Annotated in this window: 15 protein-coding genes; 7 read left to right on the top strand and 8 right to left on the bottom strand. The window is 67.1% G+C overall.

Going from position 1 to position 13,765, the window contains the following annotated elements; all coding sequences use genetic code 11:
* The first annotated feature begins 89 nt into the window (after positions 1–89).
* A complete protein-coding gene (locus tag ACUXVX_RS21155) occupies positions 90–1,229 on the top strand; it encodes a WD40/YVTN/BNR-like repeat-containing protein (RefSeq protein WP_446309840.1) in 1,140 nt (379 codons plus the stop codon).
* 4 nt (positions 1,230–1,233) lie between these two features.
* Here ACUXVX_RS21155 and ACUXVX_RS21150 read toward each other — a convergent pair whose 3' ends face one another.
* Both ACUXVX_RS21150 and ACUXVX_RS21145 read right to left on the bottom strand, forming a co-directional pair.
* The gene (locus tag ACUXVX_RS21150) at positions 1,234–1,869 is read right to left on the bottom strand and encodes a ChrR family anti-sigma-E factor (protein ID WP_446309839.1); all 636 of its coding nucleotides are present in this window, start codon (positions 1,867–1,869) and stop codon (positions 1,234–1,236) included.
* The gene (locus tag ACUXVX_RS21145; RefSeq protein WP_446309838.1) at positions 1,856–2,461 is read right to left on the bottom strand and encodes a sigma-70 family RNA polymerase sigma factor; all 606 of its coding nucleotides are present in this window, start codon (positions 2,459–2,461) and stop codon (positions 1,856–1,858) included. The genes ACUXVX_RS21150 and ACUXVX_RS21145 overlap by 14 nt, the downstream gene beginning before the upstream one ends.
* A gap of 121 nt (positions 2,462–2,582) precedes the next feature.
* Here ACUXVX_RS21145 and ACUXVX_RS21140 point away from each other — a divergent pair, with 121 nt between their 5' ends.
* The 6 genes from ACUXVX_RS21140 to ACUXVX_RS21115 all read left to right on the top strand — a co-directional run bounded on the left by ACUXVX_RS21140 (position 2,583) and on the right by ACUXVX_RS21115 (position 8,222).
* Complete coding sequence (locus tag ACUXVX_RS21140) at positions 2,583–3,611, top strand: trans-3-hydroxy-L-proline dehydratase (protein WP_446309837.1); 1,029 nt, start codon at positions 2,583–2,585, stop codon at positions 3,609–3,611.
* A gap of 80 nt (positions 3,612–3,691) precedes the next feature.
* A complete protein-coding gene (locus tag ACUXVX_RS21135; RefSeq protein ID WP_446309836.1) occupies positions 3,692–4,984 on the top strand; it encodes an NAD(P)/FAD-dependent oxidoreductase in 1,293 nt (430 codons plus the stop codon).
* Positions 4,981–5,748 (top strand): DUF1365 domain-containing protein, encoded by a 768-nt coding sequence (locus tag ACUXVX_RS21130; RefSeq protein WP_446309835.1) that lies wholly within the window; start codon positions 4,981–4,983, stop codon positions 5,746–5,748. The genes ACUXVX_RS21135 and ACUXVX_RS21130 overlap by 4 nt, the downstream gene beginning before the upstream one ends.
* The gene (locus ACUXVX_RS21125) at positions 5,736–6,896 is read left to right on the top strand and encodes a class I SAM-dependent methyltransferase (protein WP_446309834.1); all 1,161 of its coding nucleotides are present in this window, start codon (positions 5,736–5,738) and stop codon (positions 6,894–6,896) included. Before ACUXVX_RS21130 ends, ACUXVX_RS21125 begins: the two co-directional genes overlap by 13 nt.
* Positions 6,889–7,500 (top strand): DUF3833 domain-containing protein, encoded by a 612-nt coding sequence (locus ACUXVX_RS21120; RefSeq protein WP_446309833.1) that lies wholly within the window; start codon positions 6,889–6,891, stop codon positions 7,498–7,500. Before ACUXVX_RS21125 ends, ACUXVX_RS21120 begins: the two co-directional genes overlap by 8 nt.
* A complete protein-coding gene (locus ACUXVX_RS21115) occupies positions 7,497–8,222 on the top strand; it encodes an SDR family NAD(P)-dependent oxidoreductase (protein WP_446309832.1) in 726 nt (241 codons plus the stop codon). Before ACUXVX_RS21120 ends, ACUXVX_RS21115 begins: the two co-directional genes overlap by 4 nt.
* A 9-nt stretch (positions 8,223–8,231) precedes the next feature.
* Here ACUXVX_RS21115 and ACUXVX_RS21110 read toward each other — a convergent pair whose 3' ends face one another.
* From ACUXVX_RS21110 to yidC, 6 genes are all read right to left on the bottom strand, one after another.
* Positions 8,232–8,726: a SixA phosphatase family protein gene (locus tag ACUXVX_RS21110; RefSeq protein ID WP_446309831.1), complete on the bottom strand. Its 495-nt coding sequence runs from the start codon at positions 8,724–8,726 to the stop codon at positions 8,232–8,234.
* A gap of 11 nt (positions 8,727–8,737) precedes the next feature.
* On the bottom strand, positions 8,738–9,373 hold the full coding sequence (locus ACUXVX_RS21105; protein WP_446309830.1) for a ferredoxin: 636 nt from the start codon (positions 9,371–9,373) through the stop codon (positions 8,738–8,740).
* Positions 9,370–10,239 (bottom strand): acetylglutamate kinase, encoded by an 870-nt coding sequence (gene argB, locus ACUXVX_RS21100; protein WP_222471729.1) that lies wholly within the window; start codon positions 10,237–10,239, stop codon positions 9,370–9,372. The genes ACUXVX_RS21105 and argB overlap by 4 nt, the downstream gene beginning before the upstream one ends.
* A 168-nt stretch (positions 10,240–10,407) precedes the next feature.
* Entirely contained in the window at positions 10,408–11,073 is a 666-nt protein-coding gene (gene yihA / locus ACUXVX_RS21095) for a ribosome biogenesis GTP-binding protein YihA/YsxC (protein WP_446309829.1), read from the bottom strand.
* On the bottom strand, positions 11,070–11,819 hold the full coding sequence (locus ACUXVX_RS21090) for an MOSC domain-containing protein (protein ID WP_446309828.1): 750 nt from the start codon (positions 11,817–11,819) through the stop codon (positions 11,070–11,072). Before ACUXVX_RS21090 ends, yihA begins: the two co-directional genes overlap by 4 nt.
* Positions 11,816–13,657, bottom strand: a complete 1,842-nt coding sequence (gene yidC / locus ACUXVX_RS21085) for a membrane protein insertase YidC (RefSeq protein WP_446309827.1) — start codon at positions 13,655–13,657, stop codon at positions 11,816–11,818. Before yidC ends, ACUXVX_RS21090 begins: the two co-directional genes overlap by 4 nt.
* Positions 13,658–13,765 lie beyond the last annotated feature (108 nt).

The raw sequence follows: 13,765 nt of genomic DNA, 5'->3' as shown, positions 1-13,765 counted from the left end.
GCCCACCGCCGACATATAGGTGCATATCAACTTAACTTCCCGTGAAGGCTCGGCAGTGATACCCTCGCCCCAACAGGGAGGGCGATTCCATGGTCAAAGTTCTGCTCGGCACCACCAAAGGCGCGTTCATTCTCGACGGCGGCGAGAGCCGGACGGGGTGGAAGGTCTCCGGCCCGCATTGTGATGGCTGGTGCATCAATCACGCTATCGGTGATCCGGCCAGCGGCACCATCTGGGCCGGAGGCGGCAGTGCCTTCACCGGCGCGGGCGTCTGGCGCTCGGAAGATGGCGGCGAAAGCTGGCAACTCACCCGCCTGACCAAGGGCGACATGGATGATTGGGCCGCCAACGACCCCGACACCGCCGCCTTCTTCGGCATCACCGGCGAGCCGCTTCCCTTCGAGAGCGACTTCCAGCAGATCTGGAGCCTGAACCACTCCCACGGCACGCTCCACGCCGGCACCAAGCCCGCTCAATTGCTTGCCAGCAGCGACAAGGGCGCGAGCTTCTCCCGCGTTGAGGGCCTCACCAACCACCCTTCCGCCGACAGCTGGAACCCCGGCGCCGCGGGCCTCGTGCTGCACACCATCGTCAGCCACCCAAGTGACCCAAAGCGCGCCTGGGTCGGCATCTCCGCCGCTGGTGTCTTTGCCACCGAGGATGGTGGGGGCACTTGGGAGCGGCGCAACCGCCTCTCCAACGCCGAGGCCTGCGAGGGCCACCAGCACCCCGCCGCCCCGCGCGACGGCGACGTGGGCCATTGTGTTCACAACATGATGCGCGCGCCCGGCGGGGGCGATCTGCTCTACCAGCAAAACCACCACGGCGTTTGGCGGTCAACGGATGGCGGGCGTAGCTGGGATGATATCACCTCTGGCCTCCCCTCCACCTTCGGCTTCCCGATCCGGGTGCATCCGGCCGACCCGCAAACGCTCTGGACCCTGCCACTCAACGGCGACAGCCAAGGCCGCTTCCCGCCCGATGCCGCCTGCGCCGTCTGGCGCTCCCGCGATGGCGGGGAAAGCTGGCAAGCGATGCGGGAAGGGCTGCCGCAAGAGGGTTGTTTCTTCACGGTGCTGCGGCAAGCGATGGCGGGAGATGCCGAGGAGCAGGCCGGTGTCTACTTCGGCACCAACAGCGGCTCAGTCTTCGCCTCGACCAACGAGGGCGACACATGGCTGGAGATCGCCCGCCACCTGCCCACCATTCTGTCCGTCGAGACGATGTAGAAGCTCAAATCCGCAGGAACCTCTGCGCCACCCTAGGCATCCAGCCGGAAAACCGCAGCGGCGCATCGGTGGCGGCAAGGCAGATGCAGGGCGCACCCGCGTCCGCCACCGGCGTATGCTCAAGGCTGTCGTCGGCCACTTCGACGTCGCCGGGGCCAAACCGACCCGTCTCGTCCGAGAAGCTGCCCGAAAGCACCAGCGTCAGCTCCAGCCCGTTGTGCCCATGGTCCGGCACGGCCACGCCCGCCGGAATGTGCAGCAGCCGCACCGAGCCTTCCGGCCCCGCGTGCAATATACGCTGCCGCACCATCGTGTTGCCAAGCCGCCAGCGCGGCGCACGGCCCTTCAGGGCCTCCATCACCGGGCCGGGGTAGCAGCCGTTGCGCACAGCCGCAGGCGCCTCATTGCGCGGAAGATCCAGCCCCGCAAGGGTGGCCACAAGCACCGCGTCATCCACCGCCACGTCGGCACTGGCTTCCAGCACTGCGCCACCCATGGCCTCATGGGCCTCCACCGCCGCGCGGCAGCCGTCGCACATCGAGATATGCGTGGCCACAACCAGCGCAAACGGCTCGGGCAGGGTGCCCGCCGCATAGGCCGCGATCAGCGGCTCCGTCAGGTGATGCTCAATCTTGTCCATCGTCCGGGCTCCTAAGCCCCCTCAGTTCATGCCTCAACCGCTCCAGCCCCAGCCGGATGCGGCTCTTGATCGTTCCCATCGGAAGCCCGGTTGCCTCCGACAACTCCTGATGCGTCAGCTCACCCAAGTAGGCGCGCTCAATCGCTTCCCGCTGCGCCGGGGCCAGCGTTTCTAGCGCCACCCTCAGCTTGCGGGCCTCTTGTTCCAGCGCCACGACCTGCCCTGCATCAGGCTCGGTCCCGGGCTCTTCCTTCAGTTCCTCCGGCATCGGGCGCGCCTCGCGCCGGAGCATGTCGATCCGCGCATTGCGCGCGATGGTAAAGATCCACGCCGCCACCCCGGCCCGGTGCGGATCGAACAGCCGCGCCTTGTGCCAGACCCGCAGCATCACCTCCTGCACCACCTCGTCGGCCATCGCCGGGCTGCATCCGCCCTTGATAACGAGGCCCTTCACCCGCGGCGCGAACCGCCGGAAAAGCGCGGCAAAGGCAGCCCGGTCGCGCTGGTCGCGCACCGCAAGCATCAGCCGTGTCTCTTCTCCAATCGTTTCCACCCGCGCCCCGTTACGTCCCCGGTTCTGTAGGGGCATCATCGCAGGCTCACATGGCTCTGCAAGATCGGGCAAGGCGTTCAACATGCACCTTCTACGCGCCACCCCGCATCCCGGATCAAAAAAACTTGCACCTTGGCCTTGCCGGCCCCACGGTCGGCCCATGCAGACCAGCCGGATCATCCACACCGTCTCTGCCCACGCCGAGGGCGAGGTGGGCGATGTCATCACCGGCGGCGTATCCCCGCCACCGGGCGAGACGCTCTGGGAGCAGTCCCGCTGGATCGCGGCAGATGGCACCCTGCGCAACCTCATGCTGAACGAGCCGCGCGGCGGGGTGTTCCGGCACGTCAACTTGCTGGTGCCGCCCAAGCACCCCGAGGCTGACGCCGCCTTCATCATCATGGAGCCTGAGGATACGCCGCCGATGTCGGGCTCCAACTCCATCTGCGTCACCACCGTGCTGCTGGATACCGGCATCCTGCCGATGACCGAGCCCGAAACTCATATCACGCTGGAGGCCCCAGGCGGGCTTGTCCGCGTGCGGGCCGAGTGTTCCGGCGGCAAGGCACGGCGCATCTTCGTCGAGAACCTGCCCAGCTTCGCCGCCCGGCTGGATGCGCCGCTGGAGGTGGAGGGCATGGGCACCCTCACCGTCGATACCGCCTTCGGAGGCGACAGCTTCGTGGTGGTCGATGCAAAGGCCCTCGGTTTCGCGCTCACCCCGGATGAGGCCCGCGACCTCGCCCGCCTTGGCACAAAGCTCTCCGACGCCGCCACCGATCAACTCGGCTTCACCCACCCCACGCTGCCCGACTGGCAGCACATCTCCTTCTGCCTCTTCGCCGCGCCGGTCGCGCGCGAGGGCAGTGCGCTCACCTCCCGCGCCGCCGTGGCCATCCGCCCCGGCAAGATCGACCGTTCGCCCACCGGCACCGCGCTCTCTGCCCGCATGGCCCTGCTCCATGCCCGCGGCGAGATGAAGGAGGGCGAGCGCCTCACCGTCTCCTCGGTGATCGACAGCACCTTTTCCGGCCGCATCCTCGGCACCACCAGCCTCGGCAGCACATCCGCCATCCGGCCCGAGATTTCGGGGCGCGGCTGGGTCACCGGCAGGCATCAGCACTTCGTCGATCCAACCGATCCATGGCCCGAGGGCTACCGCCTGACCGACACATGGGGCGCGGGCTGAGCACAGGCCGAAACTATTTCTGAACCAACCCCGTGACTTCTGCGTAACCCTTTGGACAACAGCAGAAACCGGGGAGCCCCATGTCGCTCGACGCCACACGCCAGCCAGCCCGCCGCATAGCCATCGTCGGCGGCGGCATCTCGGGGCTCGCCTCCGCCTACCTGCTCGCCCGCGACCATCACGTCACGCTCTACGAGGCCGCGCCGCGGCTCGGCGGCCATGCCCGCACCGTGAACGCCGGGCGGCACGGCACCCAGCCGGTCGATACCGGCTTCATCGTGTTCAACTACGTGACCTACCCCCACCTCACCGCCATGTTCCGCGATCTCGAGGTGCCGGTTGAACCGTCCGATATGTCTTTCGGCGCCACCATCGACGGCGGGCGCATCGAGTATGGCCTGCGCGACTTCTCTGCGCTCACGGCACAAAAGCGCAACCTCGCCCGCCCCGCCTATTGGCAGATGATCCGCGATATCCTGCGCTTCAACGCCCGCGCCGAGGCCACAGCCAAGGACGAGTCCGCCACCGTGGCCGATCTGATGGATGATCTCGCGCTGGGCGACTGGTTTCGCCGCTACTACCTGACGCCCCTCTGCGGTGCGATCTGGTCCACCCCGCCCTCCGAGATCGTCAACTTCCCGGCCCGCGCGCTGCTCCAGTTCTTCCGCAACCATGCGCTACTGTCCGCGTCCGGCCAACACCAGTGGTACACCGTCTCCGGCGGCTCCCGCAGCTATGTCGAGCGGGTCACCGAGCATCTCACCGCGCAGGGCGTGGCGCTGCGCCCCGGCACGCCCGTCACCAGCGTAGAGCGCGATCCGGCAGGCGTGACCCTCCACGCCGAGGGCTGCGATCCCGCCCCCTATGACGAGGTGATCCTCGCCACCCATTCCGACGTGGCGCTCAAACTGCTCGCCCAGCCTGATCCCGCCGAGCAGGCTGCCCTCTCCGCGATCCGATTCCAAGATAACGAGATGACCCTGCACGCCGACACATCGCAGATGCCCCAGCGCCGTGCCGTGTGGTCGTCCTGGGTCTACAAGGCCGAAACCGGCCGCGACGAGCCTGCCATCGGCGTGACCTACTGGATGAACCGGCTGCAAAACATCGACCCTGCCGATCCGCTCTTTGTCTCGCTCAACCCCGCCCGCTCGGTGGCCGAGCACCTGATCTACGATCAAAAGACCTTCCGCCACCCGGTTTTCGACGGCCCGGCGCTCAATGCCCAGCAGCAACTCCGCCGGATGCAGGGCCGCAACCGCACATGGTTCGCCGGAGCATGGACGCGTCACGGCTTCCATGAAGACGGTTTCGCCTCCGCAGTGCGCATCGCCCGCGAGATGGAGCGCAATCGCGCTCTCGTGTCCGCATGACGGCACCCGAACACCTGCGTGGTTCCACCACGCACATCCGCCACGGCGGGCCGGAGCATCGCTTTACCTACGGCGTCGATTACGTGCTGATCGACCCCGAAAGCGAGGCACCCGGCCCCCGGCTGTTCTCGCGCGAGGGCTTCAACCTCTGGTCCGTCCACCGGGCCGACCACGGCGGCGGGACCGAGCGGGGCAGGGGCCACGGCCCGGAATGGGTGCGCGCACGGCTGGCCGAGGCCGGGGCACCCGAGGGCCTTGCCCTCCGCCTCCTGACCCAGCCGCGGTGGCTCGGCTATGGCTTCAACCCGGTGAGCTTCTGGCTGGCGCTGGAGGGTGAACACCTCCGCGCCGTCATCGCCGAGGTCGAAACGCCCTTTGGCGACCGCCACAGCTATCTCTGCCACCGCCCAGACTTCGCGCCGATCACTCCCGGTGACCGGATCACAACGCCCAAGGCGTTGCACGTCTCGCCGTTTCAGGAGGTCAAAGGCGGCTACGCCTTCGAGTTTGCCTTCCGCCCCGACCGCCTCACCATTCGTATCATCCATACAAACGGCAACCGCGGCCTCACGGCCACCCTCAGCGGCCCCCGTGCCCCCCTGACCAGCCGCGCCATTGCCGCCGCCACCCTGCGCCGCCCATTCGGCGCCGCCCGGACCATGGCGCTTATCCACTGGCAGGCCCTCAAACTCCGGCTGAAAGGCGCATCCTACCGCCGCCGCCCCACGCCGCCCGAAAAGGAAATCACCCCATGCTCTTCCTGACCAACCGCGTGAAGCGCGAGTTTCTGGACACCTGCGAAAGCATCGCGCGCGGGTCTCTCACCCTACGCACCCCCGAGGGCGAGGTGCTGCACTTCGGCTCCGGACAGCCCGAGGCCGAGCTACACCTGCACGACTGGTCCGTGGTCACCGCGCTGGCGGCACGGGGCGACATCGGCTTTGGCGAAACCTACGTCGAGGGCCTGTGGGACAGCCCGGATATCGCTGCCTTCATCCACTTCGCCTGCCTCAACCTCACCGAGGTCGAGGCCTTCGCCTACCCCTCCTTCTGGGCCACCCTGCGTTACCGCCTCGTCGATACGCTTTTGCGCGCCAATACGCCCCGGCAGGCCGCCCGCAACATCCGCTCGCATTACGACGTGGGCAACGAGTTCTACCAGCTCTGGCTGGACGAAAGCATGACCTACAGCTCCGCGCTCTACGCCGAGGGCGAAACCGACCTGCAACGCGCCCAGCACCGCAAGTATGACCGTATTCTCGACCGTCTCTCCGGCCACGGCGACCGTGTGCTCGAGATCGGCTGCGGCTGGGGCGGCTTTGCCGAACGCGCCGCCGACCGGGGCCACACCGTGAAGGGTCTCACCATCTCGCCCGCGCAAAAGGGCTATGCCGATGCCCGGCTTGATGGACGAGCCGAGATCGTGCTGCAAGACTACCGCCACGAGCGCGGCACCTATGACAACATCGTTTCCATCGAGATGATCGAGGCCGTGGGCCAGCGCTACTGGCCGCAGTATTTCTCCACTCTAAAGCAGAGCCTCTCCGAACAGGGCCGCGCCGTGATCCAGGCCATCACCGTGCCCGACAGCTACTTCGACATCTACCGCAAGAGCTCCGACTACATCCGCCACTACACTTTCCCCGGCGGCATGCTCCTTTCTCCGGGTCAGATCGCCAAGCAGGCGCAGGCGGCGGGGCTGCGGGTGGTCGAGAGCTTCGATTTCGGCACCGATTACGCCCGCACCTGCGCCACTTGGGCCGATCGGATGCAGGAAAACCGGGGCAAGATCATGCAGCTCGGCCACGGCGAGCGCTTCCTGCGCACGTGGCACTATTACCTCGCCATCTGCGCCGGGGCCTTCACTGCCGGGCAGACCAGCGTGTCGCAGGTGGAGCTGGCCCATGCCTGATCTCGTCTGGGGCATCCTTATCGGCCTCGCGGTCGCACTGCTCGTCCGCTTCGCGTTGGGCCGCCTCACCAGCTTCCGCGCCCAAAAAGTCGAAGATTATGCCGAGACCACCCCCGCCTTCGAGATCACCCGCCACCTCGGCGGCGCGATGGAGTGCGAGGGCCTCATCCACGGCCCGCGCGGCCGCGTGGTGAGCCGTTTCACCGCCCGGATGGAGGGCAGCTGGACTGGCCGTGCCGGCACCCTTCGCGAGCACTTCACCTATGCCGACGGCTCCACACAGGAGCGCGAATGGGCGATCAACATGATTGACGATGTCAGGTTCGAGGCCACCGCCGAGGACATAATCGGCACCGCCGAAGGCCGCATTTCTGGCGGCGCGCTGCTCATGCGCTACCGCCTGCGCCTGCCCGAGGATGCTGGCGGCCACGTGCTGAACGTGACCGACTGGCTCTACCTCACGCCCAGCGGCGTCATCCTCAACCGCTCCGAGATGCGCAAGTTTGGCCTCAAGGTTGCTGAACTGACCGCCACTATGCGTCCCGCCCGCGCTGAAGAGCGGGCTGTCGAGCCCCGACGCGCCAAAGCCGAGGCGGCGGCATGAGCCTCTCCGGCAAACGCATCTGGATCATCGGCGCCAGCTCCGGCCTCGGTGCCGCGCTGGCCCGCGCCCTCTCTGCCGAGGGCGCCAGCCTGCTGCTCTCCGCCCGCAGCAAAGAGCCACTCCAGGAGCTGGCAGGCGAGTTGGGTGAGGCACAGGTCATCCCCTTCGACGTGACCGATGCCGCCGCAACCGCTAAAGCCGCCGAGGCAGCGGGTGCCCCCGATGTGCTGATCTATTGCGCGGGCTTCTACGAGCCCGTCGAGGCCACCGACTGGCAAAGTGAGGCGGTGGTGAAGATGGCCGATACCAACTTCACCGGCGCGCTCCGCGTGCTCGGCGCGGCCCTCCCCGCCATGCTCGCCCGCGGCTCCGGCCAGATCACACTGATCGGCTCGCTTTCTGGCTTCCGCGGCCTGCCCGGCGCGGTGGGCTACGGCGCCTCCAAGGCCGGGCTGATGCACCTCGCCGAGAACTTGCGGGCCGACCTCAAGGGCACCGGCCTCACCGTGCAGCGCGTGAACCCCGGCTTCATCGCCACCCGGCTCACCGAGAAGAACGAGTTCGACATGCCGCAGATCATGTCGCCCGAGGCCGCCGCCGAGCGGGTCGTCGCCGCGATTAAATCCGGCCGCTTCTCCACCAGCTTCCCCGCGCCCTTCGCATGGCTGTTCACCGCAGGTCGCGCCCTGCCGCTCGGCCTCTGGCAGCGGATCTTCGGCTGACACCTGCCCTCAGGCGTGGGGGCTGGCGTTCTCGATGTCGTGCGGGGTCAGAAAGTGCAGCACCCGGCCCTGCCGCGGCGCCAGATCGGCCCAGTCGTCGATATCGAACTCCGCCACGGTGAGCGCGCAGGTCGGGTAATCGCCAAACCGGCTGTGCACCGGCGCATTGCGCACCATCATCGCCGCCAGCGCCCCCATGCCGGGGTTGTGGCCCACCATCATCAGCCGCTTGCCCTTGGCCCCCTGCAGCGCGGTCAGCATCCTGTCCGGCCCGGCGTGATAGAGCCCGGGCGAATACTTCACGTCCGCTTCCAGCATCATCCGCTCCCATGTTTCCACCGTCCGTGCGGCGGCGGAGCAGAGCACCACATCGGGCGCGAGATCCTTGGCCCGAATCCAGTCGCCCATCGCCTGAGCCCCGCGCCGTCCGCGCTCGTTCAGCGCGCGGTCGAAGTCATCGGCAAGCGGGTCGTCCCAACTGGATTTTGCGTGGCGGAGAAGCATGAGCTGACGCATCAATTCGTCCCGGGTCTGTGAAAATGAGCCATGTGAAATGCCGATTGCGCCTCCACCCTAGGGAAGGTCGCGGAGACAGGGCAAGCCCTTCTGACCTTGCAGCCCCGGCCAAGGCAATCGGCCCCTCCGGCGGTGTCGAGATAGGCGTGGCAGGCGGCGGTGTCGTAGCCCTCGGGTGAGAGCGCGCCCACCGGGCAGGCACTCAGGCAGGGTGCGTCGCAGGCCTCGCAGGGGCGGGAGGCCTCAGCCTCCGGCAAGGCCAGCACCGCGTCAAAGCGCAACGCCCCCCGAAAGCTCGCCCAAAGCCCCGCCCGGTCATGCACCAGCAGCCGCACCGGGCTCTCCCAGCAGCGGCCCGTGGCCTGCGCCCAGCTCTGAAACGGATGCCAAGGCGGCCCGTCGAAGGGAAAGAGCGGCTCCGCGCCGAGGGCCTCAGCCATGATGCCGATCACCCGGCGCGACCAACGGTCCATCGGGTCATCGCCATGGGCGAACTCGGGCGCGGCGGTGACATGCTCCCAAACGCCCGCGCCGGGGCCGAGCAACAGTAGCGTTCCACCGCTTTCGGGGTGGAAACCGCCATAGATTTCAAGGTGATGCTCCGCCGCCAGACGGGCCGCTGCCTTGTAGGTCACTTCACCTCGCGGCGAATGAGCGAGCCTGCCCCGTGGTCGGTGAACAGCTCCAGCAGGGTGGCATTGGGCGCCCGCCCGTCGAGGATCACCACCGCGCGCACCCCGCCGCTGATCGCATCCAGCGCGGTCTGCGTCTTTGGAATCATCCCGCCCGCGATCACGCCGCTCTCGGTCAACTCCTTCACGTTTTCCGGGGTTAGCTGGGTCATCACCTCGCCTTCGGCGTTCTTCACGCCCGACACATCGGTGAGCAACAGCAGCCGGTCGGCTTTCAGCGCGGCGGCAATCGCGCCCGCTGCGGTATCGCCGTTCACGTTGAAGGTCTCGCCATCGCGGCCCGCGCCCAGCGGGGCAACGACCGGAATATACCCGTCCTCATGCAGCTGGCGGATCACGTCGGGCACCACTTCCACCGGCTCGCCCACGAGGCCCAGTTCCGGGTCGGTCGGGTCGCAAACCATCATATTGGCGTCCTTGCCGGAAAGGCCCACGGCCCGCCCCCCCTGCGCGTTGATCGCCTGCACGATCCGCTTGTTCACGGTGCCCGAAAGCACCATCTCGACCACCTCCATGGTGGCCTCGTCGGTCACGCGCTTGCCCTTGATGAAGGTGCTCTCCACGCCAAGGCGCTTTAGCATGTCGTTGATCATCGGCCCGCCGCCATGCACCACGACCGGGTGCACGCCGACGAGGTTCATCAGCACCACGTCGCGGGCAAAGCTCTGCATGCCCTCATCGGAGCCCATCGCGTGGCCCCCGAGCTTGATCACAACGGTCGCGCCGACGTAGCGCTTGAGGTAGGGCAGGGCCTCGGAGAGGGTCCGGGCGGTGGCGATCCAGTCGCGGTTCATGCTTTGGGTCTTCATCTCTTTGGGCCTATGCGGGGTGCCACATTCCTATGCTGCCGCGGCGGCAGTGCCAAGCCCGCGCGTCGGAGTGGGGGCCAGCCCCCGTCGCCACGGGGCTCGAACCAGTGGCGCCACAGCGGCGACCCCCGGAGGTATTTGGAGCAAGAAAATGAACAGGGGCGGCGCCTAGCCTTCGAGCGTGATCCGCCGAACGATGGCGCGGAGCGTGGCAATGCCGTCGCCCTTCTCGGAGCTCGTCGAGACGATCTCGGGGAAGGCGGCCGGGTGCTTTTGCAAGGCCGCGCGGGTCTGGATGAGTACCTTTTCGCGGTCCTTCTCCTTCACCTTGTCGGCCTTGGTCATGACCACCTGAAAGGTGACGGCGGCAGTATCGAGCAGGCTCATGATCTCGTCGTCCACCGCCTTCACGCCGTGCCGCGAGTCGATCAGCACGAAGGCGCGGCGCAGGGTGACGCGGCCCTGAAGGTAAGCCTTGAGCAGCCGCTGCCATTTTTCGACCACCGGGATCGGCGCCTTGGCAAAGCCGTAGCCCGGCAGGTCGACGAGATAGGCCTGCGCGGCGAGGTCGAAGTAGTTGATCTCCTGCGTCCGGCCCGGCGTGTTGGAGGCGCGGGCCAGCGCCTTGCGGCCGGTCAGCGCGTTGATCAGTGTGGACTTGCCCACGTTGGAGCGCCCGGCAAAGCACACCTCGGGGCGGTCGGCGGGGGGCAGACCATCCATCGCCACGACGCCCTTCACAAAGTCGATCTCGCCGGCAAAGAGCTTGCGGGCGGCCTCTTCGCTCACCTCATCGGGCGCTTCCGCCAGCGGAAAGGGCAGGGGCGTGCTCATGCCGGGGCCACCTCGCTGCCTTCGGCAATCTCGCCGCCCTCGATCACCTCGCAGCGGATCGAGAAATCCTTGTGCCCCCAACCCTCGCGCAGCGCCATCACCGTGGGCACGTCACGCGCGCCGGTTTCCGGGTTGGCCATTGTGGCCGGGCAGCGGTCTGTCCGCTCGACGCCGCGCAGCAGGGCTTCGCCCACGCGAATCTCCTTGCCCACCCAGTCCCACTCGGCCCAAGGCTCCAGCCCCTCGACCCAGAGATTGCCGCGCCAGCGCAGCGGCGAGATTTTCTGGCCAAGCTGCTGCTCCACCGCCGCATGGCTGGCCATGTTGCAAAGGGTAACGGATGGAAAGTCGCTGTCGGTATAGCCCCGGCCCGCGAGCTTCAGCACCCGCGTTGCAGCGGGCTGGCCCTCGGGGCGGAGGGGCGCGATCCAGTCGAGCAGGCGCGCCTGCTCGGCAGGGTCATCCATGCGGAAGGCCGCCTCGCCCAGCTTGCCGTGGGTCAGCACCAACGTGTCATCCGCGCCCGTCTGCGCCCAGAAGGGTGCGAGCGCGGGGTTGCGCGAGGTGCGGGCAAAGTTGGAGCAGGGCGCCCATGCGCCCGCCTCCGCCTCGGCGCCGTCCAGCGCCAGCGCCCATTTCCGGTCGCCCGGCAGCGCCTGACCGGCCTCCAGCACCACCCCGCCCAGCCGCTCGCGACCATGGCTCTTGATGGGATAGCGCCAGATTTCGGCCAGTCGCGCCGTCACTTCTTGCCGCCCGGCTTGGCCGTCGAGTTGGCCGCCTTCGCCGCATCACCCTTGGGCTTCTTCTTGAAGCTCTTCTTGATGTTGCCAAACACATCGGGCTTGTGCCCGTGGCTGCGCATGATCGTGTACTGCTGGATGAAGGTGATCGTGTTGTTCGCGATCCAGTAGACCACGAGGCCGGAGGCGAAGCCGCCGAGCATGAACATGAACACCCAGGGCATCCAGGCAAAGATCATCTGCTGCGTGGGGTCGGTGGGCGCCGGGTTCAGCTTCTGCTGGAGCCACATCGAGATGCCGAGCAGCAGCGGCAGGATGCCGATGAAGATCAGTGCAAGGATCGTGCCCGGCTCAGGGTTGGCCCAGGGAAGCAGCCCGTAGAGGTTGAACAGCGAGGTCGGGTCAGGCTGCGAGAGGTCGCGGAATGGGCCGAAGAAAGCCGCCTGCCGCAGTTCGAGCGTGACGAAGATCACCTTGTAGAGGCTGAAGAAGATCGGGATCTGCAGCAGGATCGGCAGACAGCCCGAGGCGGGGTTCACCTTTTCCTTCTTGTAGAGCGCCATCATCTCGCGCTGCAGCTTCTGCCGGTCGTCGCCCGCCTTCTCCTTGAGCTTCTCCATCTCAGGCTGAAGCTCCTTCATCTTGGCCATAGAGACGTAGCTCTTGTAGGCCAGCGGGAAGAGGATCGCCTTGATGATGAAGGTCAGCGCGATGATCGCGAGACCCATGTTGCCGATAAGGCCGTTCAGGAAATGCAGACCGCGGAAGATCGGCTTGGTCAGCATCCAGAACCAGCCCCAGTCGACCGTGTTGACGAAATCGACGAAGCCCAGATCGTCCTGGTAATGCTTGATCACCTCCCATTCCTTCGCCCCGGCGAAGAGGTGGCTGCGGTTGGTCACGGTGGCACCTGCGGCAATATCCTGCGTCGGCTGCTTGGTGAGGGTCTGGTAGATGTCGCCGCGCGCGAGGTAGCTGACCGAAAGCGTGGCAGGCTGGCCCGGGTCGGGGATCAGGTTGGTCATCCAGTAGTGGTCGGTAAAGCCGATCCAGCCGTTGGTGACATCGGTGAAGGTCTCGGGCTTGCCGGCAAAGTCGGTGACGTTGTCGTAATCCTCGATCACCAGCTCGCCCTCATGCTGGCCGATGACCCCCTCGTGGATCACGAAGAAGTTGGTCAGTTCGGGCAGGCCGTGGCGGTTGATCAGCGCGTAGGGCTGGGCGCGTACGGCGGTCTCGGTCGGGTTCTCGACCGATTGCTCGATGGTGATGAGGAACTCCTCGTCCACGCTCATCACGCGGCGGAAGATCAGGCCCGCGGGGCTGTCCCAGCGCAGGGTAACGGGCGTGGCAGGCGTCAGCGCCTCGCCTTCTTCGACCGACCATTCGGTGTCATCGCCCGGCACGTCGGCGGGGGTCAGGCCAGCGCCGGGGGCCCAGCCGTAGAGCGCGTAATAGGGGTTGGTCTCGCCCACGGGGGAGAGCAGGCGCACGGTCTCGTCGTTGTCGACAGACACCGTGTAGCGCTTGAGGCTCACGTCATCGATGCGGCCGCCGATCAGGTTGATCGAGCCGTCGAGGTTGGGCGTGTCGATGGTCAGGCGCGGGGCATCGGCCACGGCTTCGGGCGCAGCGCCGTTGCCGGTCGCGGGGGCGGAGCCATCGGCCGCGCCGGGCGCGGTGGTGCCATCGGCAGTGGTCGGAGTGCCGTCAGCCGTCTGCTCGGCGGCGGGCGCCTCGGGCGTCACCTGCTGCTCGGGCGGGAAGATGATGAACCACGCCAGGATCACCAGAAAGCTCAGCGCCGTGGCGAGAATGAGGTTCTTGTTCTGGTCGTCCATGCAGGGGCACCGCTCGCTCGTTTCAGGTTGCGAGGGTTCAATCGTTCAAGGGCCGAAAGGTCAAGACGAAAGGGTGGAAATGTTACCTTTGCCGCAGCGGGCAAGGGC

The organism is Vannielia sp. SX4 (genome assembly GCF_052828525.1).
The sequence above is the reverse complement of the archived record's forward strand: the minus strand, read 5'-3'. Positions and strand labels throughout refer to the sequence as shown.

Bases quoted from the DNA above. Each gene is read 5' to 3' on its own strand.
- ACUXVX_RS21155 (WP_446309840.1), top strand. From the start codon at position 90: ATGGTCAAAGTTCTGCTCGGCACCACCAAAGGCGCGTTCATTCTCGAC.
- ACUXVX_RS21150 (WP_446309839.1), bottom strand. From the start codon at position 1,869: ATGGACAAGATTGAGCATCACCTGACGGAGCCGCTGATCGCGGCCTAT.
- ACUXVX_RS21145 (WP_446309838.1), bottom strand. From the start codon at position 2,461: ATGATGCCCCTACAGAACCGGGGACGTAACGGGGCGCGGGTGGAAACG.
- ACUXVX_RS21140 (WP_446309837.1), top strand. From the start codon at position 2,583: ATGCAGACCAGCCGGATCATCCACACCGTCTCTGCCCACGCCGAGGGC.
- ACUXVX_RS21135 (WP_446309836.1), top strand. From the start codon at position 3,692: ATGTCGCTCGACGCCACACGCCAGCCAGCCCGCCGCATAGCCATCGTC.
- ACUXVX_RS21130 (WP_446309835.1), top strand. From the start codon at position 4,981: ATGACGGCACCCGAACACCTGCGTGGTTCCACCACGCACATCCGCCAC.
- ACUXVX_RS21125 (WP_446309834.1), top strand. From the start codon at position 5,736: ATGCTCTTCCTGACCAACCGCGTGAAGCGCGAGTTTCTGGACACCTGC.
- ACUXVX_RS21120 (WP_446309833.1), top strand. From the start codon at position 6,889: ATGCCTGATCTCGTCTGGGGCATCCTTATCGGCCTCGCGGTCGCACTG.
- ACUXVX_RS21115 (WP_446309832.1), top strand. From the start codon at position 7,497: ATGAGCCTCTCCGGCAAACGCATCTGGATCATCGGCGCCAGCTCCGGC.
- ACUXVX_RS21110 (WP_446309831.1), bottom strand. From the start codon at position 8,726: ATGCTTCTCCGCCACGCAAAATCCAGTTGGGACGACCCGCTTGCCGAT.
- argB (WP_222471729.1), bottom strand. From the start codon at position 10,239: ATGAAGACCCAAAGCATGAACCGCGACTGGATCGCCACCGCCCGGACC.
- yihA (WP_446309829.1), bottom strand. From the start codon at position 11,073: ATGAGCACGCCCCTGCCCTTTCCGCTGGCGGAAGCGCCCGATGAGGTG.
- yidC (WP_446309827.1), bottom strand. From the start codon at position 13,657: ATGGACGACCAGAACAAGAACCTCATTCTCGCCACGGCGCTGAGCTTT.